This window comes from Achromobacter sp. JD-1 (assembly GCF_038594925.1).
Lineage (GTDB): Bacteria > Pseudomonadota > Gammaproteobacteria > Burkholderiales > Burkholderiaceae_B > Achromobacter > Achromobacter spanius_C.
Genome location: NZ_JBCGCS010000024.1, coordinates 69212 through 93039, shown reverse-complemented (window position 1 = coordinate 93039; position 23828 = coordinate 69212). Strand labels below are relative to the sequence as shown.

The window sequence follows — 23828 nt, the reverse complement described above, 5'->3', positions numbered from 1 at the left end:
GCCTGCGCCGTGCAAGTCGGCAGGAAGCCGCCAACGTTGTGGTATCTCGGCGGCGGCATCCGAATCGGCGTTCACCAGGATTTTTCCCGGTGTTTAGCTGCTAAACACTTCGAAAGTCGAGCGCTCCGATTCGGATGGCACATGGCTCCATCTCACGTAGGTCTACAGCAGCTCAAACGCGCTGTTCATTAACAACGGCATCCTCGGGTAGTTGGCGCTCTCTTCGACCGCTCTCTCGATATCCGTCTGCATATCCATCCTGACAAGAGCTGTCTCCATGCTGACGACAGGTACCCTGCCCTAGGGACAAGGGTACCGCTCACGCTCGACATGATTCTGTGAAGCGGGGCTTCCTTCATACGGAAATTCAATGAAAAAACATATGATTATCTGGGGCGTCGTATCCGTGATCCTCGCAGCGGGCTATGCGTCGTACGAGTTTTACTCCTACGCCAAAGCAGACTGCTACAAGCAGGCATACGTAGCCACCACGTTTTGTTCGATCGTGCGGAAGTAGGCCATGGATCGCAAGGTCTACCCGGTTGAAATAACGCTTGGGTCCACGACACGGCCGTACTCGCCAGAGTTTCAAACGGCAGATCAGTTCAAGGAGGGCTGGAAGCGCGTACTGTTGATGGCGCATGGCAAGGCAGACGTGAGGTGTACTTGCCCTGGATCGGGCGAACGGCGCTTGTCGATCCACAGTCGTTCCAACTCCGATCGGTTCCACCTGGCCCGTTTTCCTGAAACTGGATCAGAACACAGTGAAGACTGCGTCTATTACGGCGTAGATCCGAGCATGTCCGGTCTTGGTTCATACCGACGCGGAGTGGTCCAGGAACTGGACGACGGCGCGGTCAAGATTAAGTTGAAGGTCGGGCTTCAACAGCGTGCGACAGCCGCCCCAGAAGAAGGGGACGCCTCGTCCCCCGCCGCGCCGTCGATACCCGCGACGCGCCCGCGTACCGGCCAAGCCAGCATGACACTGCTCGGTCTTCTACACTTTCTTTGGACGCAGGCTGGGCTGCACGCATGGTCGCCAGGCATGGAAGGAAAGCGCAATCTTGGTGTGGTGCATTACCACTTGATGCGCTCGGCAATGACTACCTACGCGGGGCGTGTGCGACTGGCTCAAAACCTCGTGATCGCCACGCCGACCGCAACCGGGCAACAAGCAGGGCACAACAAGGCCAAGGCGTTGGAAGCGGTCACGCAACGACGGCGCTTGGTTGTGATTGCCCCCCTCGCACAGCACCAAGAGGGAATGGACGGCAGCACCACGCTGCCTATCGCGGGGTTTCATGGAATCCCGTACCTGAACCTCGATGAGAACGTCTGGGAACCGTTGGAGCGCCGCTTTGCCCGAGAAATTGATTCTTGGCGGGCAGGAAATGACGTCATCGCAGTCGTACAAACCGACCCGCCCAAATCCTCTGGCGGCAGCATGCGCGCGCAGGTTGTCGATATCGCTCTCATGCAGACAACGCGCGACTGGATACCGGTCGATTCAGGCTATGAGGCTCTAGTCGCTGACAAGCTCGTGGCGGAAAAGCGTCGGTTCGAAAAGCCGCTGCGGTTTGATGCTGGCGAGGACGCCGTTTTCCCCGACTTCTGGCTACGCGATACTGACACGCCCACGCCTTTGGAGGTTTGGGTTATGTGCACGCCCGAGTACCAGTCTCGAAGGGCAGAAAAAACAGCTCTTTACGATGACAGGTATGGGCAAGATGGTTGGTGGTCCTGGAACGCCGGAGCGGGAGATCCAGTTCCGAGTTTCCCCTCATGAACACATCAACGCTGAACCACGGAGATTCACGTCGTGAGCGAATATCTGACAGCATCAGAGCTCGCCGAACTTGTCGGCTGCAAGGCGAACCAACGAGCCGCTATGGCAAATTGGCTCACAGCTAACCGTTGGAGCTACGTCGTGACTATGAACGGTCTACCGCGCGTGCTTCGCGAATACAGAAACAGAAAGCTAGGTCTTGTTGATGAGCAAAGAACAAAAGCCCGCCTCGAAGCGAGCCCGAACGTCGACGCGTTCCGGCGGCCAGCGAGAACCCACAGGAGTGGCGCGACTCTATAAACGCGTCGGCACGAACGTCGTGTCGTTTTATTACATTCACCCCGACGGCAGGGGCGAAACTCTGGGCAGGGCATCACTCGGCGATAAAGCGGCTATTGAACAGGCCCGTCGCACAGCTATGCGACGGGCCTTAGAAATCCGCGATGGTGCAGTCATTGCTGGCTCCGTTGCCGAAATGATCGAGAAGTTCCGCGATGAGATCGATTCAACGCACTATGCAGATCAAAGTCCGCACGGGAAGGCACTGAGGCTCGCCGCTTACGAAAATCTGTCTGCCTTTTTTGGAAGAATGGGGCCAAGGACTCTACGCAAACAACACGGCTATCAATATCTGCAAGCGCGGGCCGAAGCTGGTGCGCCCGCTCGCGCAAACAAGGAGCTCTCGCAGCTAGCAACGATTTGCCACTATGGGGTGCGTTGGGACTTGATGGAAGACAACCCGTTCACGGGAATGATGCTCAACAAGACGGACACGAAAGTCCGCGTGGTCAGTCGACGGCAAGTTTTGAGGTTCTACCTTTGGTCTCTCAAACAGCGCCAGAACTATCGAACGCTGGGCTGCGCGGCGATGTTCACCTATCTCACTGGGTTTCGTGCCGCCGAAGTGCGTCCGTTCACAAAAGACGGCCTCCAACGTGATGGCGTTATCGTCGTCTCCGCAAAACGGAAAAAAGGTGAAGCAGCCTCAGTAAAGCGGCGATACTGGTCTCGACGATTGCGTTGTGTAGTCGAACGCGCCCTACAGCGAGAGGACAAGATCGCTAGCAAATACCTGTTCGCTGCAACCCGCCGGGGCGCTTGCTATTCAAGGTCAGGATGGGGATCTTCTTGGCAAGACGCCATGAACGCTTGGATCAGAGCTCAGGACCAATCTGTGAACGAAACTGACCTCGTCACGGATCATCCGCTCTACTTCTCACTGCTTGATATTCGCCCGGCAGCAGTTTCCCGAAAGTTGGAGATGCAGGCCAAAGACGCATACGACTTCGCCGGTCACGCGAACCCATCAACGACACACAAGCACTATGATCGCCGACTGGTGAAAAGTGCCGCAGCAACGGAGTGAATTTAAAACTTCGAATTTCTATTTAAAAATTCACATCGTGAAATGAAAAAAGGCACTTAGCTTTCGCGTAAGTGCCTGATTTCTTTGAATTCTTTGGGGTGGCTGATGGGGCTCGAACCCACGACAACTGGAATCACAATCCAGGACTCTACCAACTGAGCTACAGCCACCTCTGGGGTACTACTGGTGTATTGCTTTTCAGCACTACTTTTCAGCATTACTTTCTTCTCCCCCGCCGCGCTTCAAACTGAAGCTCAGCAACGAAGAGGCCGAACTATAGCATATTTTTGGGGGCCGTCAAAAGCCCCTTATCTTCCTCCCCATTGCCAACGCCGCACACCTTGCTATCCTTCCGCATGGCTCAACCCTGGAGGCCGACTTTTACGTCATCGCTATGGATCGCATACACGCAATTTTGATCGATTACTGGCCCCATCTGGTGTTTGCCGTCAGCATCGCGGCGGGCACGGGTGCTGCGGTGCATGCCGCGATGACCAAGCAGGACGTCCGGGCGGCCATCGGCTGGGTGGGGGTGGCGCTGTTTTCGCCGCTGTTCGGCGCCCTGTTTTACTTTGTGGCCGGCATCAACCGCATCCGCAAGACGCGGGTGTCGCAGCAGCGTGACGAAACCATGGTGGTGGATGCCGAGCAGGTCGACACCTTGCCGGTGGACGTGGTGGCGGTCTCGGGGCCGCAGTTTGCGTCGTTGAAAGTCCTGGGCGACCGCGTCAGCCAGTTTCGGCTGCTGGGCGGCAATGCGGTGCAGCCCCTGGCGGGCGGCGATGAAGCGTATCCGGCCATGATGCAAGCCATCCGCGACGCGCAGCACGCCATCGCGATGCAAAGCTACATTTTCGACAACGACGAGATCGGCCGTGAAATGGCGCAGGCGCTTATCGAGGCGCAGGCGCGGGGCGTGCTGGTGCGGGTGTTGATAGACGCCATCGGCTCCAAGTATTCGCGCCCGCCCATCGTTCGCATGCTTGCGCGCGGCGGCGTGCCGGTGGCGCGCTTCATGACGAATCCGCTGGGCGTGCTGCGCATGCCGTATGCCAATCTGCGCAGCCACCGCAAGGTGCTGGTGATAGACGGGCGCGTGGGTTTTACCGGCGGCATGAACGTGCGGGCGGCGTTTGTGAGCGCGCTGGCGGGCGACGCCGTCAATCACGACACGCATTTCCGCGTGGAAGGGCCCATCGTGACGCAGCTGATGTCGGTGTTTGCGCACGACTGGAATTTCACGACGCATGAATCGCTGCCGGCACGGCCCTGGTTTGATCCGCACGCATTGCCGCCCACCGGCAACGTGCCGATGCGCTGCGTGCCGTCGGGGCCGGACCGTGCGCTGGGCAGTTCGCACAACATTTTGCTGGGTGCGCTGGCGGTGGCGCAGCGCCACGTGCGCATTCAATCGCCCTACTTTCTGCCCGACCAGACACTGATCGGCGCGCTGGGCACCGCCGCGCGGCGCGGTATTCAGGTGGATATCGTCATCCCCAACAAGAACAACCTGCGGCTGGTGGATTACGCCATGTCGGCGCAACTGGACCAGGTGGTGCGCACCGGCTGCCGCGTGTGGCGAGCGCTGGGCACCTTCGACCATTCGAAGCTGATGACGGTGGACGACGCCTGGGCCTACGTGGGGTCCTCGAACCTGGACCCGCGCAGCCTGCGCCTGAATTTTGAGCTGGACAGCGAAATCTATGACCCTACCGTGGCACGCTGGATCGGCAACCGGATCGATGGGCTGATCGCGAATTCCAAAGCGGAAACCCTGGAAACCCTGACCAGCACGCCATTCGCCAAGCGGCTGCGCAACAAGGTCATCTGGCTGGCCACACCGTATCTCTGACGCATCAAAAGCGGCCACGGTAATCTTGCACGATGCGTTACGAACTCACCGACCTTCGCCTGTTCCTTGCCATCGCCGAGGCGCAAAGCCTGTCGGGCGGCGCCAATACCGTGCACTTGACCGCCTCATCCGCCAGCTACCGTCTGAAGAACCTGGAAATGGCAATGGGCGTGCCGCTGTTCAAGCGCGAGGCGCGCGGCATGGAGTTGACGGCGGAAGGCGCGTTTGTGCTGAAGCATGTGCGCTCGTTGCTGGCCGGCGTGGAGCGCATGCATGGTGAAGTCAGCGGCTTTGCCAGCGGCCTGAAAGGCAGCGTCAAGCTGTTCGCCAACAGCAGTTCGTTGAACGGGTTCATCGTGCCCAGCCTGAGCCGCTTTCTGTCGGCCAACCCGAATGTGAACATCCTGCTGGAAGAGCGCTCCAGCAACACGATTGAGGCCGCCATCGCGGGGCAGGAAGCGGATATCGGCATCTTCGCCGGCCATGCCGAATCCGCCGGGGTGCAAGCCGTGCGCTATGCGATCGATGAACTGATCATCGCGGCGCCGTTGAATCATCCTGTGGTGCAACATTCACCGATTCGTTTCCCTGCCGTGCTGGACCTGGATTTCGTGTGCATGAGCCGCGCCAGCAGCAACTACATCTTTTTGCGCGACATGGCCAAGCTGGCGGGCAAGACGCCCAAGGTGCGCATCCACGTGCACACCTTCGACGCCGTGCTGGCGATGGTTCAGGCCGGCGTGGGCGTATCGCTGGTGCCGCGCAGCGTGGCCGCCACCGCCTTGCGCGAACAGCGCATTGCGGCGGTGGCCATCAGCGAACCTTGGGCGCTGCGTGAACTGACGCTGGTGACGCAAGCCGACGGGCCGCTGTCACCGTTCGTGGAGCAGGTGGCCGAGTACCTGCTGGACGACCCGATCGTTGCCGCAACGCGCGGCTCGGATTGATCGCCCTCTTTTGAACAACGCCTGACCATCGCCGGGTCATCGGTTGTTCAGCCCTTCGATCAGCCCTTCGATCAGCCCTTCCCGCCGCGCTTGTTGGCCAGGAATTCGTTCATGAACTTCTGAGGCTCGCCGGTGTTGAAGGCCGCGCCGAATTCCGCGACGCTGTCTTCAATCGCCGCGTCCACCGACATCGTTTCCCAGCGGCGCAGCAATTTCTTCTGCTGACGCAACGCCGCGGGCCCCAACGCGGCAAAGCCTTGCGCCAGCTTGTTCACCTCGTCGTCCAACTGCGCTGCCGGCACGGCGGCATTCACCAGCCCCCAGTCCTGCGCGCGGCGCGCGTCGATCAGTTCACCCGTCAAGAGCAGCCACGCGCTGTTGGCCGCGCCGATCAGCCTTGGCATCAGCGCCGCATGGATCACCGACGGAATGCCGACCTTGACTTCGGGCATGCCGAACTTGGCGTCATCGGTGCAGATGCGCAGGTCGCACGCCAAGGCGAACTCCAACCCGCCGCCCAGGCACCAGCCAGGGATGCGGGCAATCACCGGTACGGGAAAGTGCCGGACGGCGTTGCACAGGTCACGCAAGTTCGAGATGAAGCGTTGCGCGCTGGATTCGTCCAGCGCGGCCATTTCGGCGATATCCGCACCGGCCACGAAGGCGCGGTCGCCGGCGCCGCGCAGCACCAGCACACGCACCGATTCGTCGTCCTGCAAGTGCATGAGCGCTAGACGCAGGCCATCGATAACGGGCGTGCTCAAGATGTTGAGCACCCCGGCGTCTTGCATGGTCAAGGTAGCGATGCCGGATGCGTCGATCTGGACGCCGGCATGGGGAAAGGACAGATTCTTGGTATTCACAAGCGCTCCTCTTACTGCATTTTTTCGAATTTAATGTCTTCGACCACCGCCTTCCAGTGGCGGTTCGACTGCGCGATCAGCGCGCCGAAGTCTTCCCGCGACATCGGGCTGGGCACCGCGCCCTGCCGTTCGATAGCGTCCACCGTGGCGGGGTCCGCCAAGGCCTCGCGCACCGCCGCGTTCAACTTGTCCAGCACCGGCGCGGGCGTGCCGGCCGGCGCGGCCAGGCCGAACCACGACGGGTTGTTCATGGCGGGCAACCCAGCCTCGGCATAGGTGGGCACGTCCGGCAGCACCTTGAGCCGCTGTTTGGCCGCCACCGCCAAGGGCCGGATGCGCTGCCCCTGGATCAAGGGGTAGGACGACGGTATGTTGTCGAACACCACCTGTACCTGTCCGGCAACCAAGTCGTTCAGCGCGGGGCCCAGGCCTTTGTAGGGCACGTGCAGCATGCGCGTGCTGGTGGTCTTCATGAACAGTTCGCCATTCATGTGGCTCAAGCCGCCATTGCCGGAAGAGCCGAAGGCGTACTTGTTCGGATCGGCCTTCAGCAAGGCAAGAAACCCCGCCAGGTCCTGCGCGGGCAATGCCGGGTTCACGACCAGCACGTTGGGCACGTCGGCCAGGTTGCTGATGGGCGCAAAGTCGCGGACGGGGTCGTAGGCGCTCTTGGCGTAGACGTTGGGGTTGACAGCGTGCGAGCTTTCCACCGCCATCACCAGGGTGTAGCCGTCGGCGGGCTGCTTGGCGGCGTAGGCCGAGCCGATGCTGCCGCCCGCGCCCGGCTTGTTTTCAATGATGACCGACTGGCCCAACTGCGCGCCCAGCTTGTTGCCCACGACGCGCGCGATGATGTCGGTGGTGCCGCCCACGGCGTATGGCACGACTAGGCGGATGGGCTTGTCGGGGTACTCGGCGGCGGCCAGCGCAGGGGTGGTCAGGCAGGCCAGCAGGACCGCAAGCGGCAGTTTTTTAATGGATGTCATTGTTGTCTCCTCGGGGTGGTTCAAATCGTGGCCGGACTGCCCAGCACGGCGTCGGTGTGTTCGCCCAGCAATGGCGGGGCCGCGCCCAAGGCATCGGCTGGCGTGCCGGCCAACAGCGGGTTGCGCACCAGCCGCATGTCGCCCAGCACGGAGTGGGTCGCGGTCTGGACCAGTTGCCGATGCAGCACTTGCGGATGCGCGAAAACTTCATCCAGCGTGTGGATCGGGCCCCATGGCACGCCGGCGCCATCGAACGCGGCGGTCCAATGCTGGCGTGGCGCGGTCGCCAAGACCCGCGCCACCTGCGCGCGCAAGCCGTCCAGGTGCGACAGTCGCGCGCTGTTGGTCGCATAGCGCGCATCCAGCGCCCATTCGGGATGCCCGGCCACGGCGCAAAAGCGCGCAAACTGGGCGTCGTTGCCAATCGCCAGGATCAAATGGCCATCGGCACACGCAAACACTTCATAGGGCGCGCAGTTGGGGTGGGCGTTGCCGCTGCGCTTGGGCACCACGCCAGACACCAGGTAGTTGGCGCCCTGGTTGGCGTTCAGCGCCACGGCCACATCCAGCAGGCAGATATCCAGTGGCATGCCCTGCCCAGTCTGATCGCGCTGACGCAGGGCAGCCAAGACCGCGGACGTGGCGTACATGCCCGTCATCAGGTCGACCACGGCGACCCCGGTGCGCAGCGGGCCGGCGCCGGGCGTGCCGTCAGGCTGGCCGGTGTAGCTCATCAGCCCGCCCATGCCCTGGAACACGTAGTCATAGCCGGGCTTGTCGGCCATGGGGCCGGACTGGCCGTAGCCGGTGATAGACAAATAGATCAGACGCGGGTTGATACGCGCAAGCGAGTCATAGTCCAGGCCGTATTTGCGCAGCCCGCCTGCCTTGTAGTTCTCGACCAGGATGTCGGCCTGCGCGACCAGTTCACGTACGCGCGCCGCGCCCGCTTCGGATGCGAAGTCGATGGCAACCGATTGCTTGCCCCGGTTGCACGCCATGAAATAGGCGGACATGGCCGCGCGGCCATCGTCGGATTGCAAATCGGGCGGACCCCAGCCGCGGGTGTCGTCGCCGCGCTCCGGGTGTTCGACCTTGACGACTTCGGCGCCAAGATCAGCCAGGTTCTGGGTACACCAGGGGCCGGCAAGTATGCGCGACAAGTCCACGACTTTGATGCCGCGCAAGGCGTTGTGAAGCATAGCGTCTCCGTGATTCAACAGCTTTGGAGAAGTATGTTCGCGGCCTCAGACCCTGAGAAGTTGAATGTTTCGAACGCTGCGTTCGTGCCGTTTCAAAGCTGCGCCATCAACCGTCCGACGCGGGAGTTGGGGCCGGACGCACGGCAAACACGGCATTCGCTTTGAGCATGACGCGCCCGTCTACCTGCAAGAGGCAATTGGCGTAGATCAAGCGCCTGCCTTGCTTGTCGATACGCACGTGCGCTTGCAGCCAGTCGCCCGGCTTGACCGCGTTCAGGTATTCCACCGACATCTGCACCGTCACGACAGACACCCGCAACTGCTGGGCAATGGTGTGCCCCAGGGCGCTGTCGGCCAGCGTGGCCAGCAAGCCGCCGTGCGCCATGCCATGCATGTTCGAGTGCGCCTCGTTCACGCGCAGGGCCAGCACGCTGTCGGCATCACGCCGGTACAAAGCGCCCAGGTCGGCCAGATGCGTCATGAACGGACTGCTGGGGCGCCACGGCGCGAAACCCTCGGGAATGGAATCAATCATGGAATTGTCAGTGCTTGGATTGGATGCCAGAAAGTAATCTAAGAGTAAGATTTACGCCACAACACACCTACAAATGGCAGGAGCAGTGGAAGATGGCGAAAGTCGGCATGGTTGGAATCGGCCTCATGGGCCACGGTATTGCAAGCAATCTGGTCAAGCATGGTCATACGCTGACCGTGCTTGAGCATCCGGGCAATCAGCCCCTGGATGCGCTGAAAGCCGCTGGCGCGACCAGCGTGGAAAGCGGCGCCGCGCTGGCGGCGCAATCGGATGTGATCATTCTGTGCGTGACCGGTAGCCCGCAGGTGGAAGCCGTGCTGCTGTCGGAAGGCGGCGTGCTGGAAGGCCTGCGCGCCGGCACCGTCATCATTGATTGCTCGACGGCGATTCCGTCGTCCACCGTGAAAGTGGCCCAAGCCGTGACCGATTCCGGCGGCCGCTTCCTGGACGCGCCGATGACGCGCACCCCCAAGGAAGCCGCCGAAGGCCGGCTGAACCTGCTGGTGGGCGGCGATGCGGCGCTGTTTGAAGAGTGCAAGCCCATCCTGGCCTGCTTTGCCGAAAACATCACGCACGCCGGCCCCATTGGCGCCGGGCACCGCATGAAGCTGCTGCACAACTATGTGTCGCTGGGCGTGGTGGCTCTGCTGTCGGAAGCGGCGGCGTGCGCGCTGCGTTCGGACATCGACCCGGCGGTGTTCGCGGAAGTCTTGAGCAAGGGCGGCGGCGGTGGCGTGGCGCTGGAACGCATCAAGCCGTACTTGCTGGAGCAGGACCCATCGTCGCTGCGCTTTTTCATGTCGAACGCGCAGAAAGACCTGTCCTACTACAACACCATGGCGGCCGAAGCCGGCGCCGTGCGTGAAATTGGCGCGGCCGTGCAGCACACGTTCGACCAGGCTGTCACGCAAGGCGGCGGCGAACGCTATGTGCCCGAGCTGGTGACGTTGCTGAAAGACCGCTAAGTCAGCGCCCCACGGTTGCCGGCACGCGCGCCAAGCCGCGCCCCGGCAAGCGCAATGAAATCGCCGCCGCCACCAGCAACAGCACGCCCGCCGACCCGAAGGCGACCCAGTGCGTGTGAAAGGTATCGAAGGCCCAGCCGCCCAGCCACGAACTGATCATGCCGCCGATCTGGTGGCCCAGATAGGTCAGCCCGTACAGCACGCCCACCAAGCGGATGCCATAGACGTCCGCCAGAATGGCCGACGACAAGGCGATGCTGCCCGCCCACACGATGCCGCCGATGGTGGCCGCCGCATAAAGCTCCCAGTGCGCGCCCACCATGACCAACGCAAAGAACCCCAAGCCGCGCACCAGATAGATGGCGGCCAGGATGTTGCGCCGTTCCACCTGGTCCGACATGCGGCCCAGCACCAGCGTGCTGAAGATGGCGACCAGGCCGATCAGGCCGATGCCCAGCGAACTGGTGGTGGCGTCAAAGCCGTGGTCCATCAGCATGGGCATGCCGTGCGTGCCCAGCAGGTTCATGCTGTAGCCACAGGCGAACAGGCCCAGCGCCACCTGCCAGAACGGCAGCGTGCGCAAGGCGTTGCGCACGTTGGGCGCGGGGGTGCTGCTGTTGGCTGAGGCCGTGCCTTTTGTTGTTTTGGCGGGCGCTTTGTCTTTGATGATCTGATGCGGCAGCAGGTCCGTGTGCTCGGGCGCCACATCACGCATCACGAACAGCGCGACCGGCACCGTCAGCAAGGCGAACAGCACGGAAAACGCCAGCAGCGTTTCCTGCCAGCCCAGGGCGGATATCGCGAAGGTCAGCGTCGGCGTCATCAAGGCGATGCCCGCCATGGACCCGGTGGACAGGAAGAACAGCGCCATGCCGCGCTGGCGCGTGAACCAGCGGCTGATGATCGGGGTCAGCGCCACGGGGCTGGTGAAGGCCAGGCCCACGGACAGCGCCACGCCGAACGACAGCAGGAATTCAATGGGGCCACGTGCAAACACCGTCCACAGCGACGACGCCACCACAATCGCCGTGCCCGTCAGCAGCACGAAACGCGTGCCGCGCACGCTGACCAGATATCCCGCCAGCGGCATGGCCAGGCCGTAGCACAGCATGCCCACCGCGACGATGCCGGACAACAGGCTGCGAGAAAATCCCAAGCCGTCCGCCATCGGCAGGAAAAACGGCCCGATGCCCATGCGCAGGCCCACCGTCAACAGGGTAAGCACCGCGGCGGCGCCGACGATGTTCCAGCCGAAATACCAGCCGCCCGACTCTTGCTTGTCCAACATGCCTCTCCTTGATGTCACTTTTTTTGGCCGCACGCGCGCGCCAGGGCTTGCAGACACCGCAGGGGAGGCGCGGACGAAAGTCCGCTGACGACACGGGGGTGGAGAAGGACGGCGCGCAGTGGGCGTGTTCTTGCCGGCGACCATAGGCCCACCGGACGCGACATATTACTCCCGGCTATAAGCGGGAATCCGGTGCACCAAGAAAAGCTGTTCGGTGAGCGGCCAATGGGTCGGCCTTGCGAATGAAGTCCCGCGGCGAGCGCGCGGTCAGGGTTTCTTTTCCAGGAAAGCCTGCAAGGCAGGCACCGTGTTCAGCACGTGCTGGCGCATCGCCGCTTCGCATCGCTCGGGGTCCCGCGTTTGCAGCGCGTCAATCAATTCCTGGTGCGATTCCCGCACGCGCAGCACGCGCCCCGGCTGGGCCGTCCACAAGCGCATATAGGGTTCAACCACGGAATGCAGCTCCGAGATCTGCCCCAGCAAGCGCGGCTGCTGACAGAAGCTGCACAGGTATTCGTGGAATTCCCGGTGGGCAGTGGTCCAGTCCAGATAATCACCAGACCCTTGATCCAGTTGCTCAAGCATGTTGCTCAGGCGGCGGACGTGTTCGGCATTCATATGCAGCACGGCGTTGCGCATGGCCAGCCCTTCCAGCACCGAACGCATTTCAAACACTTCCAGCATTTCCTGCTGATTCAGGCCGCGCACGACCGCGCCGCGATTAGCGCGGATTTCAACCAGGCCTTCGGAAGCCAGCCGCCGCAACGCGCCGCGCACCGGCATGCGGCTGGTACCGATTTCAGCGGCGACTACATCGGGCACCAAGCGCTGGCCGGGGGCATAACGGCCCAGGCGGATCTCGCGCTGCAAATGCAGGTACGCCTCGTCTTCGGCGCTGATCGCTGTCTTTTGAAACTGCAGCATTGTCGTCCCCGGGCTTGGAAAGCCGCCATGATAGATAAACGCAAAAATAACACAAACTGGATCCAGTGATCCATGGATGCAAACACTAATAGTCCAAGCCCGCCCACTCCCGTCTAATTGCCTCCGGACGGCACCGCTACGGGCTGTTCGCGCCGGAACGGGCGACAGACCCGCCCGGCGGCATTCCATTTTTCACACGCGATCAAGGGGAATCCATGAAATTTCGTCTCATCCGGACGCTGGCCGGCCTGGCCGCCGCCGCCTTCGCGACGCAGGCTGGCGCACAAGCAGCGTCGGCCGCTGCCCCGGCCACCGATTGGCCGCAGCACCCCGTGCGCATCGTCGTGCCTTTCCAGGCCGGCTCCGCCACGGACCTGATCACGCGCCAACTGGGCGCCGCGTTGTCCAACGAACTGGGCCAACCTTTTGTTGTGGAAGCCCGCCCGGGCGCCGCGGCGGCCATTGGCAGCGCCTCGGTCGCGCGCTCGGCGCCCGACGGCTACACCTTGCTGATGGGTGGCCCCGCCGCCGTCGTCACCAACCGCTTTCTGCAAAAGCGCCTGGCCTACGACCCGGACGCGTTCGAGCTGGTGTCCCTGGTGGCCTACACCCCGAACATCCTGCTGGCAAACCCGCAACAACCGTTCAAGACCCTGCCGGAAATGGTCGCCTATGCGCGCGCCAACCCGGGCAAGCTGACCTATGCGTCGTTTGGCACGGGCACCACCTCGCACATGGCGGGTGAAATGCTGAAGTCCATCGCCGGCATCGATATCCTGCACGTGCCCTACAAGGGCGCGGGCGAAGCCATCCCCGCCCTGCTCTCGGGCCAGGTGTCCATGTACTTCGACACCATCATGACCGGGCTGCCCCAAGCCAAGAGCGGCGCGCTGCTGGCCCTGGGCATGTCGAATGCCAAGCGTTCGGCGCTGGCGCCGGACATCCCCACCATCGCGGAACAAGGCTATGCCGGCTACGACATCGCCCCCTGGTATGGCCTGGTGGCGCCCGCAGGCACGCCCGCACCCATCCTCGACAAGCTCAACCGCACCGTGAACAAGGTGCTGGCCGACCCGGCATTGCGCGGTAAGCTGGCGGAAGCCGGCGCGGAGCCGCGTGGCGGCAGCCGCGAAGAATTCGCCGCCTTCATCAAGGCCGAGATTCCGCGCACCAAGCAGTTGATCGACCAAGCCGGCATCACGGCGCAGTAATCCTATCTACGAGTCCCAGCATCCATGTCCCCCTCCTTCGATTGGTCTTTTCCGTACGCTTCCCGAAAAATGCCGGTCCTGGCCGCCAACGCGGTCGCGACCAGCCAACCGCTGGCCGCGCAGGCGGGGCTACGCATGCTGCTGGCCGGTGGCAATGCCGTTGACAGCGCCATTGCCACCGCCATTGCCTTGACCGTTGTCGAGCCCGTCATGAACGGCATCGGCGGCGACATGTTCGCGCTGGTCTGGCACGACGGGCGCCTGCATGGCTTGAACTCCAGCGGCTGCGCGCCGGCCGCCTGGACGCCCGAATACTTCAATGGCCGCGACGCCATGCCCGGCACCGGCTGGGGCACGGTCACCGTGCCCGGCCAGGTGGCCGGCTGGAAAGCGCTGTCCGACCGCTTTGGCAAGCTGCCCTTCGCCAAACTGTTCGAGCCCGCCATCGCTTACGCCGAAGAAGGCTTTCCCGTGTCGCCCACCATCGCCCGGCAATGGGCGACGCAAGCGCCCAAGCTGGCGCATGAACCCGGCTTTGCCGAGGCCTTCATGCCGGAAGGCCGCACGCCGCAAGCCGGTGAATGGTGGCGCTTTCCCGCCCAGGGCAAAACGCTGCGCGACATCGCCGAAACCGGCGGCGACAGCTTCTACCTTGGTGAACTGGCGCAGAAGATCACCGACTTTGCCAGCCAGACGGGTGGCGCGCTCAGCGCCGCCGACATGGCCGAGCACCGCCCGGAATGGGTCGCACCCATCTCGCAATTATTCCGCGACGTTGAACTGCACGAAATCCCGCCAAACGGCCAGGGCATTTCCGCCTTGATGGCGCTGGGCATGCTTGAGCAATTCGATCTGGAAGGCATGGGTGTGGACAGCGCCGACTACTACCACGTCAGCATCGAAGCGATGAAGCTGGCGTTCGCCGACCTGCATCATCATGTGGCCGACCCGCGCCACATGCGCACGGACGCGAAAGCGCTGCTGGACCGCGCCTATCTGGCCGCGCGCGCGCGCCTGATTTCCATGGACCGCGCCAGTGTTCCCACCGTCGGCACGCCCGCCACCGGCGGCACGGTCTACCTGACCACGGCCGACGCCAACGGCACCATGGTGTCGTTCATCCAATCCAACTACCACGGCTTCGGCTCAGGCGTGGTGGTGCCCGGCACCGGTATCAGCCTGCACAACCGCGGCCTGAACTTCGTGCTGACACCCGGACACGCCAACCAGGTGGCCCCGCGCAAGAAGCCCATGCACACGATCATTCCCGCCTTCGTCACGCGCGGCGGCCAGCCCTTGATGTCGTTCGGCGTGATGGGCGGATCCATGCAGGCGCAAGGGCATCTGCAGATGGTCACGCGCCTGGCCGCGTTCGGCCAGAACCCGCAGGCCATGAGCGACGCGCCCCGCTTCCGTGTGGAGAAGGGCCCGGTAGTGAATGTGGAATCGCACCTGCCGGACGACGTGGTGCAAACGCTGCGCGACCGTGGCCACAACGTGGCCGTGGCGCCCGCCGACAGCCTGGAATTCGGCTCGGCGCAATTGATATGCCGCCTGCCCCAGGGTGGGTACTTGGCGGCATCGGATTCACGGCGCGACGGCCAGGCCGTGGGGTTTTAAATCGGGGAGTTCAGGCCAGGCTCCAGGCGGTCTTGTCCGGCCGCTGAAGCGCCGGGAAGCCGCCTTCGCCCAATTGGCTTTGCACCGCGTCGGCGCCGTACTTGATCAAGTCGGCGTCGCGTTCGATGCCCAGTTTTCTCATGGCGCTGCGCTTCTGCGAGCTGACCGTCTGGACGCTGCGGTGCGACATCTGGGATATTTCGGTCACGGTGGCGCCTGCACAGAACAAGCGCACGATTTCGGCTTCACGCTTGGTCAGCCGGCCACGCCCCAGCACAAATGCCTGGTTGACGATCATGTCCTTGATGGTGGGCGAGTAGTAGGTTTTGCCCTGGTACATGGCGTGCACGGCGTTGATGATGTGGCTGGTTGAATCCGATTTGCTGAGCACGCATAGGTTTTCGTAAGCCAGCAAGGCACGGATCAACGTGGGGTTGTCGATCATGGTCAGCACCGCGACGCGCAGCGCGGGATACCGCCGCCGCAACAGCGCGATCAGCCCCAGGCCGTCTCCGTATTTGCCGCCGGGCATGGTGTAGTCAGACACTACGACGTCGCAGTGTTGTGTTTCCAGCCGCGCGACCAAGTCAGTGGAGTTCTCCGCGCATCCGATCACATCGATAGCCGGGTCCAGCCCCAGTTCATAGCTGACCCCAAGCGCCACGGCGGGGTGGTCGTCCGCGACGATCACGCGAATGTATCGTGATGACATTGTTGCATTTCCCTCTTCCACATCGGGACCCACCGGGCAACACGTTGCCTCGCATGCTGGAGATAGCGTCTGCTGCAAGCAAGTTGTTTTGTTCATCGGATGGGTTGCATCGGCGTTTCGCCATTGTGAAGCCGCTATATCGATAGACCGATATAGTGCTGCGCTAAGGTCAATAAGAGAATAGGAATAATACGAAAGTACCCCATGTGCATCTTTCCCGCGCAGGAGCCAAGCGTAACCCCACCACGCCCGGCCTGCCTTCGCGGCTATCGTCAAGAGACACATACCCGCAACAGGCCATATCAGCAAGCCCATGACCCCCGCCCTGCGACACGAACGCCGCACACGCACCATCACCGAGTTGACCTGCGCCGATCCCGCACGCATCCGTACCTTGGCCCATGCCTTCATCAAGGCCAATGACATTGACCTGCAACGGCTGCGCCTGCTTCATGCCCGCGACGACCGTGCCGCGCTGCGCCACTTGGCACACCGCATCAAGGGCGCGGCCCAGATGACGGGCGACGCGCAACTGAGCAGGCTTTGCTCGGTGTTGAGCCACGCCTGCATGGACCCCGATAACCATGACTTGTCGCTGGACGCCGTCGTGGCGCAACTAGACCTGGCGCTGCAAGAATTCGGCAAGTCCTGCAAGCAAATGGCCGACGAGGTGGTTTCGCGCTAGCGAAGTCGGTGCCCCCTGCCATACCCAGGCGCCGCGACGATTCGGGATTCGTAGTCGTCGCATAGGACTTTCATAGTCCTCATAGAGCTTGTCCGCTTCACGCTTCGTATAGTCATTCGAATTCGCCCGTGAGGGGCCAGATGCCAGTGCCTGCGCCAGTCGTGCAAGGCAACAACACACCGGCAACATCGAATGATAAGAATGAATACGCGGCAACCCGACGCACACGGCGGCTTGGCGGCGCTTGCAGTTCCTCGTTTCTTTTTCGCACTCCGAATTGCTCAGCGATTTTCTCGCCAAACTGTTCACTACGTTTCCGTTTGCGTGCTAGTGCTCTGCGCCCCGCCTGCCTGGGCGCAAATCCCTGACGCGGGCCGCCCTGACGCGGGCCGCCCTAACGCGGGCCGCTTCATTCGCGACCTGGAATCGACGATCCCTGCGCCGCCCCCCGCTCCAGAGGCGCCGGCGCTGAACGTTCCGGCCCAACGTGCCCCTGCGCACACCCCGGAAACCGATGTCGCCAAAAGCAGCCGGGTCTTGGTCAACGGCTTCCTGCTGGACGGCAATCACGTTTACGACGACTCTACGCTACAGGCTCTGCTGGCCGATCTGCTTGGGTCGGAGCAAGACCTGAACGGCTTGCGCGCCGCCGCAGCCCGAATCTCCGAACACTACCAGCAGGATGGCTACCTGCTGGCGCGCGCATACCTGCCCGCCCAGGAAATACAGGGCGGCCTGGTTCGCCTCCGCATTGTGGAAGGGGCGTATGGCCAGGTGCTGCTGAACAATACATCGCGAGCTCGGGATGGCGCGCTCGCACCCGTGCTGGAACCCTTGCACCCCGGTGATGCGGTGCACGGCCGTAGCCTGGATCAGGCGCTGCTGCTGCTGAATGACTTGGCCGGCGTTATTGCCACCGGCACCCTGCGGGCGGGCGCCGAGCCCGGCACAACCGACCTTGTCGTCAACGCCGAAGCCGGCCCATGGATCGCCGGCAGCATCGACGCCGACAACTTTGGTGGCGCCTACACGGGCGAATACCGCCTTAGCGTGGCCGCCAGCATCAATAGCCCTTTAGCCTTGGGCGACCAATTGGATGCACGCCTGCTGTCCAGCGACCGCGAACAGCGCTATTACCAGCTGGACTACCAGCTTCCCCTTGGCCCGTGGTCCACCCGCGTCGGCATGGGTGCGTCCAACATGCGCTATGAATTGGGCCGCGAGTTTGCCGTGCTGCAAGCCCACGGCAGCGCGCAGACCTCGCACCTTTATGTACGGCAAAACCTGCTGCGCAGTCGCGACATCAATGTCCAGGCCTCGTTGCAGTACGAACACAAGCGCCTGCGGGATAGCTACGACTACTTCGACCTGACCCGCGTCCAACGTATCGGCCTATGGACCGCCGCGATCAACGCCAGCGCCCGCGACTCGCTGTGGGGCGGCGCCAGCAACAGCGTTTACCTGGGGGTTTCGCGGGGCAATCTGCGCTTTGGCGACGAAACGCAGCGGAGCGACGACAAGTTTGCCAAGCAGGCGGCCGGCGGCTTCGGCGTGGTCAACCTCAGTTTGAGCCGCTTGCAGCGCGTGGCCGGCCCCGTGCAGCTTTACGGACGGGTGCGCTCGCAGTGGGCCAACAAGAACCTGGACAGCGCTGAAAAGTTCAGCCTGGGCGGCCCCTATGGCGTGCGCGCCTACGCATCGGGCGCCGCCAGTGGCGACCAAGGCTGGCAAGCCACGGGCGAACTGCGTTACCTGCCGCTGCCCGGCCTGCAATTCTCGGCCTTCGTCGATACGGGGTCCGTGCAGGTGAACAAACGCGCCTGGACATCCGAACGCAATCATCAATCCTTAAGCGCATTCGGCGTGGGCATCGCGCATGGCGGTGCCCAGCATGTGGTCAACGTCAGCGCCGCCTGGCCCTTGCGCCAAGGCAAAGAGACCGCGAAGAACGACAGACAACCCCAGTTCTGGGTGCAGGCCACCCGCTACTTCTGAGTCCTACCCACCCGCTGCACCCACGCCCGGTAAGCGCACGGGCGCAGCACTTTCCCAGGAGGGAAACATGAACAAGACTTTTGCATTGGTTTGGAGCGAAGCACGGGGCGGCTGGGTTGCCGCCAGCGAATGCGCGCGTCGACGTGGAAAATCGTCGGGGGGGTTGCGGATGACCGTTGTTGCGCTGGCGTTGATGGGGGTTGTTGGCGCGGCCCATGCACAGGAGTTTCCGAAGGAAGGGGTGATCAAGCATGGAACCGGTGATATCGCTATCGACGCGGACAAGAACACCATGCGGGTCAACCAGAAGACGGACAAGCTGATCATCGACTGGCAACGGTTTGACGTCGGCGCGGGTAAGCAGGTGATCTTCAACCAACCCGGGCGAACCTCCGCGGTGCTTAACAAGGTACTTGGGCAACACTACAGCGACATCCGAGGCGACATCACCGCCAACGGCCGTGTATTCCTGATCAACCCGAACGGCATTATGTTCGGGACGTCATCGCGCGTAAGCGTGGGCAGCTTGGTCGCCTCGACCAAGCAGGTCAACCAGGACGATTTTCTGGACGGGGAGACGATGCGCTTCAACGGTCCATCGAGAACAGGTATCACTAGTGAAGGAAGGATCAGCGCCGATGGCGGCAGTGTCGCCCTGCTGAGCGAAAAAATAATCAACAACGGCAGCATCCAGGCGGACAGAGGTAGCGTCGCGATGGCATCCGGCGGGGCGTTCACCTTGACTCTGGACGGCAATACGCTGTTGCACCTGCAGGTTGACCGGGCCGCGTTGGAGTCTATTCTGGAAAATGAAGGAACGCTGCGCGCCCATGGCGGAACGGTCATGATGAAGGGACGTTCCAGGAGCGCCATGCCGTCCCTGGTCGTCAACAACAATGGCATTATCGAGGCCAATTCGCTTGACGGAAAATCGGGCTCCATCATTCTGGACGGCGGCGACTTCGCCAGCATCAACGCCGGCGGAAAGCTGACCGCCACGGGAGGGACCACGATGGCCGGCGGCACGGTGACCTTAAAGGGCAAAGCCGTGTTCATCCAGCCCGATATCGACATCGACACGCGCGGCGCGGCGGGGCAAACCGGCACATGGTCGATCACCGCGCATCACATCAACGTTTCCCCAGACGCCGTCACGAACGACGTTACGCTGGCCGCGAGCACGCTTGGCAAGAGCCTTGCGACCACCAACGTCTCGCTCGTCAGCACGGTCGGCCACATCGCGGTCAACGCCCCGGTCGAATGGGATGCAAGCACGTCACTGACCTTGCAGGCCGCGCGGCACGTGGACGTCAACGCCCCGCTAACCGCCCACGGCAATGGCGCGGCCATCGCGGCGAAGACGCTGGGCGGAGACCTGCGCATCAATGCCCGCATGACCCTGGCGGGCGACAACGCGGCGCTGGCCCTGATCGCAAAGTCCAACTTTGAACTACGCCATGGCGTGTCCATTGAATTGAGCGGCAAGGGCAGCACCTACGAAACCCGCGATGGCCGCTATACGGTCATCAACGACGTCAGCCAGTGGGAAACCATGAACAAGGACCTGAACGGCCGGTATGCGCTGGGCAAGAGCCTTCAGGCGGGCCGGGTCGCCACGATCGGCAATGACAGTGACGTCTTCACCGGCGAATTCGAGGGCCTGGGCAACACTCTGAGCAAGTTCGAGGTCACCGGCGACAACCATGCGGGTCTGTTCGCCCAGTCATCGGGCAATATCCGCAACCTGAACCTGTCCTCTACCTCGGTCACAACCGCTCAACACGCGCGATCGGCGGACAAAGCCGCCGGCGCGCTGGTAGGCACCAATTCCGGCACCATCACCAACGTGCATGCGGCGGGCACGCGCATGAACGACCTGGCGGGGGGCATGGGCGCGGTGGGGGGCCTGGTGGGTCGTGGCAACGGGGGGGTGATCGAGCGTTCAAGCGTTACCAACTCCACGCTGCAAGCCCGGGGCGGGCGCGTCGGCGGCCTAATCGGCGACAACAACGGGGGCTTTGTCAGCGACTCGTTATCCGAGGCCACCGTGCAAGTATCCGGCAACGTTCACGCCGGCGGCTTTGCCGGCTATAACCGCGCGGGCGGCACGCTATACAACGTCAAGGCACGAGGCTCGGTCACCCACAGCGGTGAATCCGGCAACGGCCATTTCGGCGGCCTGGTCGGCGCAAACGAGGCCATCATCGCGAAGTCCGCCGCCTATGGCCGGGTGCAGGTGAGCAGCGGCTCGGCCTTCTCCGTGGGCGGGGTGGCCGGTTACAACGGCGGGGTGATCGACCAAACCGCCGCAAGCGGCCACGTCAGCGGGGGCCATCACAGCGCGGTCGGTGGGCTGGTGGGTTACAACAACGGCAGGCTTACCAACACCGAGGCCAACGGCAACGTTTCCGGCCGGGATCGGGGCGACGTGGGGGGCCTGGTGGGCGTGAACCGCGGGACGATCCACCAAGCCGTGTCGCGCGGCACTGTTCGCGGCGAATACAAGAGCCGCATCGGCGGTCTGGTCGGCAGAAACCTGGTCACCGCGGAAATCCAGGGCGGCACCGCACAGGGCAACATCAGTGGCGGACTGCACACGACGATGGGCGGGCTGGTGGGCGTGAACGAAGGGCTGATCCATCAGTCGCATGCGCGTAATAGCGTCAATTACTGGTGGGGCCAGTGGCTGCTGCAAACCCGCGGCGCCGTCGTGGGGCGCAACACAGGCACCGTCTGGTAAGGCGCTGTGGCGACATAACGCCCTGACATCAAGACAAAGGTGGCGCAGTCCGTTCGGATTGCGCCACCTTCGCGTGGGCGGCCGATGCGGTGTTGCCGACGCGGCGTCGCCGATGTCGCGTCGCAGCGCCTAGGGAAACTCGAACGTGAACTCCGCGGCGGCATTGGCCACGCCGCCTTCCAGGTCGTCGCGACCCACTGCCGTGCGGATATAACGAGCCGCCAAGGACAATTGCGCGCCGCCGTCCAGCGGGGTCATCGCATAGTTGGGCCCGTAGGCGCCCCCCACGGGTCCGAAGCGCACGCGCTGATCCTGCTCGTCAACCACGATGACGCCGATTCCCCGGGCCGGTCTATCGCCGTTGGCATTCCGGCCATACAAGGCCAGGACAGTGTCCGTGCCGGCAACCAGGCCACTCTTGGCCCTGAACTTGACCTGCGGCCGCGCAAGCGCGCTGCATTGGTTCAATCGGATGTTGAAGGGCCTGGGTGCTGACATCGCGCCCTCAGCGGGAAAATCCGCGACGAAGGCCGGCAGCATGTGCACCGGAATATTCTGGTGCGCGCCGGCATCGCACTGGTGCTTGATGGTGATACTTTGCGCGCCCGCGTTGGTTCCCATGCTGAAGATCTTGCTACCCTGATAGACAGAAGTCATACCGCAGAGCTTCGCCCCCGGCGGGTCCGTCGGCGGTGGATTCTGCCAGGATGGAATGCCAACGCCAATCTGCCCCGGCGCCGTTAATCCGGCGCGTTCGGTGAAAAACCCAAGCACCATCGCCGTGTTGGGCGGTACCCCCGTCACGTTCAGATTGCGCGGAAGATCTTCAGGCTTTGCCATCAAAACCAACTGCTGCACGTAGGCAAAGTACGCAAACTGCAACAACACGCCATGTCGAGGAATAATGTCTTGCGCATCCATGACCAGACTCATCGAAGCCGAGGAAACCTCGGTATCCTGAAACAGGATTTTCAAGCCTATGCCATCGACGTTGGTGTTGACGATGTTGTTCACCATGTTGACGGGATTGCGCCACGCGGCCGTGCCAAATAATTTGTGCTTCTCTTGCGCACCTGGCAGCTTCACCGGCTTGAGCCGGATCGCGATCGGCGCCTGCCTTTCGAACAGCACCTGCCCCACCTGAGACTGCGTTGTCAAGGGTTCGACCTCGGACCATCCAGAGCCTGCCAACCCTGGAAACTCCTCACACTCGGCCGCCGCGAAGACATCATCCGCGGCCGACGCCCATTGCGGCGCCGCCAGCATCGCCAGCATCGCCACGCCAGCCCTCCATCCCTTTGGATGACGCATTCGTCTCTTGCCCATGTTGATCTCCTTGGCCGACATGCCACGCGCAGTACTAGTCGTGTTGTCCGCCTTCAGTGCTTGTGATGAAAGCCCAGTGGCGCCCGGCCTTCGATGATGTCGCCGTCGTCGTTGGCGGCTTGATACCGCAGTGCGTCCTTGCCCCAGCGAGGCGCCGGCCCGCTGGGAAGCTGGAACCGCGTGCGGCCCAGCGGCGTGACGGTCAGCCCGCTTAAGGTGATGAACGAGCCAGTGATGAACTTGCCGGCATCGCGCTCGGCCTCCAGCTCCACCCGAGCAAACGACACAAAATACGGCGTCTCGTTATGCGCTTCGATTTCGCCTTCGGCCGCGTGATACGTCCATGCCACCTTGCCGATCGCCTCACTGGCCGACCCCGGCAAGCCTTCGGGCCGATACAGCACTTTCATCCGCAACCGATACGCAAGCTGCAGCAAGTTCTTCTGCGACGGATCGCGCGCCGGCACCTCCAGGAAGTTGATCCAGAACACGGATTCCCGATCTTTCGGCATGGCTTCCCCCGTATGCCGCAGCAGCAAGCTCACGCGCCCTGCGGGATCCAGCCGAAACACGGGCGGCGTCAGCAGGAATGGCACGGTTTCGCGGCTGGGGTCGGCGGTGAAATCGCCAGAATCCAGCCAGCTTTGCACCAGGATGGGATGCTGCCCGGCGTTGCCGGTGCGTAGCGTCAGCGACTTTTGCCCCGCCGGATAGATGAAACGCGTGCCGGTCACGACCAAATCCGCCTGCACCGCGCGAACGGGCGCCATCACGCACGCCGCCGCCATCGCCAGCATCAACACCCCGCGCCACCCGGCGAGCACG

Annotated in this window: 20 protein-coding genes and 1 tRNA gene; 11 read left to right on the top strand and 10 right to left on the bottom strand. The window is 62.9% G+C overall.

Going from position 1 to position 23828, the window contains the following annotated elements; translation table 11 throughout:
* The first annotated feature begins 520 nt into the window (after nucleotides 1-520).
* From WBR68_RS26890 to WBR68_RS26885, 3 genes are read left to right on the top strand one after another with little or no spacing between them, the layout of a single operon-like run.
* Nucleotides 521-1786 carry a DUF1173 family protein gene (locus WBR68_RS26890; protein ID WP_230695739.1) on the top strand — a complete coding sequence of 422 codons (1266 nt, stop codon included), beginning with the start codon at nucleotides 521-523 and terminating at the stop codon, nucleotides 1784-1786.
* A 33-nt stretch (nucleotides 1787-1819) separates the two neighbouring features.
* A complete protein-coding gene (locus WBR68_RS31520) occupies nucleotides 1820-2086 on the top strand; it encodes a DUF4224 domain-containing protein (RefSeq protein WP_175171211.1) in 267 nt (88 codons plus the stop codon).
* A complete protein-coding gene (locus tag WBR68_RS26885) occupies nucleotides 1992-3152 on the top strand; it encodes a hypothetical protein (RefSeq protein ID WP_175171055.1) in 1161 nt (386 codons plus the stop codon). Before WBR68_RS31520 ends, WBR68_RS26885 begins: the two co-directional genes overlap by 95 nt.
* Before the next feature lie 94 nt (nucleotides 3153-3246).
* Here the strand turns inward: WBR68_RS26885 and WBR68_RS26880 are convergent.
* Nucleotides 3247-3322, bottom strand: a tRNA-His gene (locus WBR68_RS26880).
* A gap of 224 nt (nucleotides 3323-3546) precedes the next feature.
* Between WBR68_RS26880 and cls the strand changes: the two genes are divergently transcribed.
* Together cls and WBR68_RS26870 are read left to right on the top strand one after the other, a co-directional pair.
* Entirely contained in the window at nucleotides 3547-5004 is a 1458-nt protein-coding gene (cls, locus tag WBR68_RS26875) for a cardiolipin synthase (RefSeq protein ID WP_230695738.1), read from the top strand.
* 32 nt (nucleotides 5005-5036) lie between these two features.
* On the top strand, nucleotides 5037-5951 hold the full coding sequence (locus WBR68_RS26870) for a LysR family transcriptional regulator (RefSeq protein WP_230695737.1): 915 nt from the start codon (nucleotides 5037-5039) through the stop codon (nucleotides 5949-5951).
* 71 nt (nucleotides 5952-6022) lie between these two features.
* On the opposite strand, the gene WBR68_RS26865 is transcribed toward WBR68_RS26870, so the two are convergent.
* The 4 genes from WBR68_RS26865 to WBR68_RS26850 all read right to left on the bottom strand — a co-directional run bounded on the left by WBR68_RS26865 (nucleotide 6023) and on the right by WBR68_RS26850 (nucleotide 9537).
* Nucleotides 6023-6814: an enoyl-CoA hydratase gene (locus WBR68_RS26865; RefSeq protein ID WP_230695736.1), complete on the bottom strand. Its 792-nt coding sequence runs from the start codon at nucleotides 6812-6814 to the stop codon at nucleotides 6023-6025.
* Nucleotides 6815-6825: 11 nt separating this feature from the next.
* Entirely contained in the window at nucleotides 6826-7800 is a 975-nt protein-coding gene (locus WBR68_RS26860; protein WP_230695735.1) for a Bug family tripartite tricarboxylate transporter substrate binding protein, read from the bottom strand.
* 20 nt (nucleotides 7801-7820) lie between these two features.
* A complete protein-coding gene (locus WBR68_RS26855) occupies nucleotides 7821-9002 on the bottom strand; it encodes a CaiB/BaiF CoA transferase family protein (protein ID WP_230695734.1) in 1182 nt (393 codons plus the stop codon).
* A 106-nt stretch (nucleotides 9003-9108) separates the two neighbouring features.
* Entirely contained in the window at nucleotides 9109-9537 is a 429-nt protein-coding gene (locus WBR68_RS26850) for a PaaI family thioesterase (protein WP_230695733.1), read from the bottom strand.
* Nucleotides 9538-9629: 92 nt separating this feature from the next.
* Between WBR68_RS26850 and WBR68_RS26845 the strand changes: the two genes are divergently transcribed.
* Nucleotides 9630-10502, top strand: coding sequence for an NAD(P)-dependent oxidoreductase (locus WBR68_RS26845; protein ID WP_050449787.1), 873 nt, complete (start codon nucleotides 9630-9632; stop codon nucleotides 10500-10502).
* 1 nt (nucleotide 10503) lies between these two features.
* On the opposite strand, the gene WBR68_RS26840 is transcribed toward WBR68_RS26845, so the two are convergent.
* Nucleotides 10504-11787, bottom strand: coding sequence for an MFS transporter (locus WBR68_RS26840; RefSeq protein ID WP_230695743.1), 1284 nt, complete (start codon nucleotides 11785-11787; stop codon nucleotides 10504-10506).
* Nucleotides 11788-12057: 270 nt separating this feature from the next.
* Nucleotides 12058-12714, bottom strand: coding sequence for a GntR family transcriptional regulator (locus WBR68_RS26835; RefSeq protein WP_050449785.1), 657 nt, complete (start codon nucleotides 12712-12714; stop codon nucleotides 12058-12060).
* Nucleotides 12715-12929: 215 nt separating this feature from the next.
* Between WBR68_RS26835 and WBR68_RS26830 the strand changes: the two genes are divergently transcribed.
* Nucleotides 12930-13925 carry a Bug family tripartite tricarboxylate transporter substrate binding protein gene (locus WBR68_RS26830; RefSeq protein WP_050449784.1) on the top strand — a complete coding sequence of 332 codons (996 nt, stop codon included), beginning with the start codon at nucleotides 12930-12932 and terminating at the stop codon, nucleotides 13923-13925.
* A gap of 24 nt (nucleotides 13926-13949) precedes the next feature.
* The gene (gene ggt, locus WBR68_RS26825; RefSeq protein WP_230695732.1) at nucleotides 13950-15545 is read left to right on the top strand and encodes a gamma-glutamyltransferase; all 1596 of its coding nucleotides are present in this window, start codon (nucleotides 13950-13952) and stop codon (nucleotides 15543-15545) included.
* A 10-nt stretch (nucleotides 15546-15555) separates the two neighbouring features.
* On the opposite strand, the gene WBR68_RS26820 is transcribed toward ggt, so the two are convergent.
* Entirely contained in the window at nucleotides 15556-16257 is a 702-nt protein-coding gene (locus tag WBR68_RS26820) for a response regulator (protein WP_050449782.1), read from the bottom strand.
* Nucleotides 16258-16570: 313 nt separating this feature from the next.
* Here WBR68_RS26820 and WBR68_RS26815 point away from each other — a divergent pair, with 313 nt between their 5' ends.
* The 3 genes from WBR68_RS26815 to WBR68_RS26805 all read left to right on the top strand — a co-directional run bounded on the left by WBR68_RS26815 (nucleotide 16571) and on the right by WBR68_RS26805 (nucleotide 21677).
* A complete protein-coding gene (locus WBR68_RS26815) occupies nucleotides 16571-16942 on the top strand; it encodes an Hpt domain-containing protein (RefSeq protein ID WP_050449781.1) in 372 nt (123 codons plus the stop codon).
* A gap of 537 nt (nucleotides 16943-17479) precedes the next feature.
* Nucleotides 17480-18937: a ShlB/FhaC/HecB family hemolysin secretion/activation protein gene (locus WBR68_RS26810; RefSeq protein WP_230695731.1), complete on the top strand. Its 1458-nt coding sequence runs from the start codon at nucleotides 17480-17482 to the stop codon at nucleotides 18935-18937.
* Between the two features lie 67 nt (nucleotides 18938-19004).
* Nucleotides 19005-21677 carry a two-partner secretion domain-containing protein gene (locus WBR68_RS26805; RefSeq protein ID WP_230695730.1) on the top strand — a complete coding sequence of 891 codons (2673 nt, stop codon included), beginning with the start codon at nucleotides 19005-19007 and terminating at the stop codon, nucleotides 21675-21677.
* A gap of 129 nt (nucleotides 21678-21806) precedes the next feature.
* On the opposite strand, the gene WBR68_RS26800 is transcribed toward WBR68_RS26805, so the two are convergent.
* Both WBR68_RS26800 and WBR68_RS26795 read right to left on the bottom strand, forming a co-directional pair.
* Nucleotides 21807-23024 carry a fimbrial protein gene (locus tag WBR68_RS26800; RefSeq protein ID WP_230695729.1) on the bottom strand — a complete coding sequence of 406 codons (1218 nt, stop codon included), beginning with the start codon at nucleotides 23022-23024 and terminating at the stop codon, nucleotides 21807-21809.
* 32 nt (nucleotides 23025-23056) lie between these two features.
* Nucleotides 23057-23827, bottom strand: a complete 771-nt coding sequence (locus tag WBR68_RS26795; RefSeq protein WP_230695728.1) for a fimbria/pilus periplasmic chaperone — start codon at nucleotides 23825-23827, stop codon at nucleotides 23057-23059.
* Between the last annotated feature and the right edge of the window lies 1 nt (nucleotide 23828).

Excerpts from the sequence above, each read along its gene's own strand:
- WBR68_RS26845 (WP_050449787.1), top strand. The coding sequence starts at position 9,630 with ATGGCGAAAGTCGGCATGGTTGGAATCGGCCTCATGGGCCACGGTATT.
- WBR68_RS26815 (WP_050449781.1), top strand. The coding sequence starts at position 16,571 with ATGACCCCCGCCCTGCGACACGAACGCCGCACACGCACCATCACCGAG.
- WBR68_RS26820 (WP_050449782.1), bottom strand. The coding sequence starts at position 16,257 with ATGTCATCACGATACATTCGCGTGATCGTCGCGGACGACCACCCCGCC.
- WBR68_RS26885 (WP_175171055.1), top strand. The coding sequence starts at position 1,992 with ATGAGCAAAGAACAAAAGCCCGCCTCGAAGCGAGCCCGAACGTCGACG.
- WBR68_RS26870 (WP_230695737.1), top strand. The coding sequence starts at position 5,037 with ATGCGTTACGAACTCACCGACCTTCGCCTGTTCCTTGCCATCGCCGAG.
- WBR68_RS26855 (WP_230695734.1), bottom strand. The coding sequence starts at position 9,002 with ATGCTTCACAACGCCTTGCGCGGCATCAAAGTCGTGGACTTGTCGCGC.
- cls (WP_230695738.1), top strand. The coding sequence starts at position 3,547 with ATGGATCGCATACACGCAATTTTGATCGATTACTGGCCCCATCTGGTG.
- WBR68_RS26835 (WP_050449785.1), bottom strand. The coding sequence starts at position 12,714 with ATGCTGCAGTTTCAAAAGACAGCGATCAGCGCCGAAGACGAGGCGTAC.
- WBR68_RS26890 (WP_230695739.1), top strand. The coding sequence starts at position 521 with ATGGATCGCAAGGTCTACCCGGTTGAAATAACGCTTGGGTCCACGACA.
- WBR68_RS26830 (WP_050449784.1), top strand. The coding sequence starts at position 12,930 with ATGAAATTTCGTCTCATCCGGACGCTGGCCGGCCTGGCCGCCGCCGCC.
- WBR68_RS26850 (WP_230695733.1), bottom strand. The coding sequence starts at position 9,537 with ATGATTGATTCCATTCCCGAGGGTTTCGCGCCGTGGCGCCCCAGCAGT.
- WBR68_RS26805 (WP_230695730.1), top strand. The coding sequence starts at position 19,005 with ATGAACAAGACTTTTGCATTGGTTTGGAGCGAAGCACGGGGCGGCTGG.
- WBR68_RS26800 (WP_230695729.1), bottom strand. The coding sequence starts at position 23,024 with ATGTCGGCCAAGGAGATCAACATGGGCAAGAGACGAATGCGTCATCCA.
- ggt (WP_230695732.1), top strand. The coding sequence starts at position 13,950 with ATGTCCCCCTCCTTCGATTGGTCTTTTCCGTACGCTTCCCGAAAAATG.
- WBR68_RS26860 (WP_230695735.1), bottom strand. The coding sequence starts at position 7,800 with ATGACATCCATTAAAAAACTGCCGCTTGCGGTCCTGCTGGCCTGCCTG.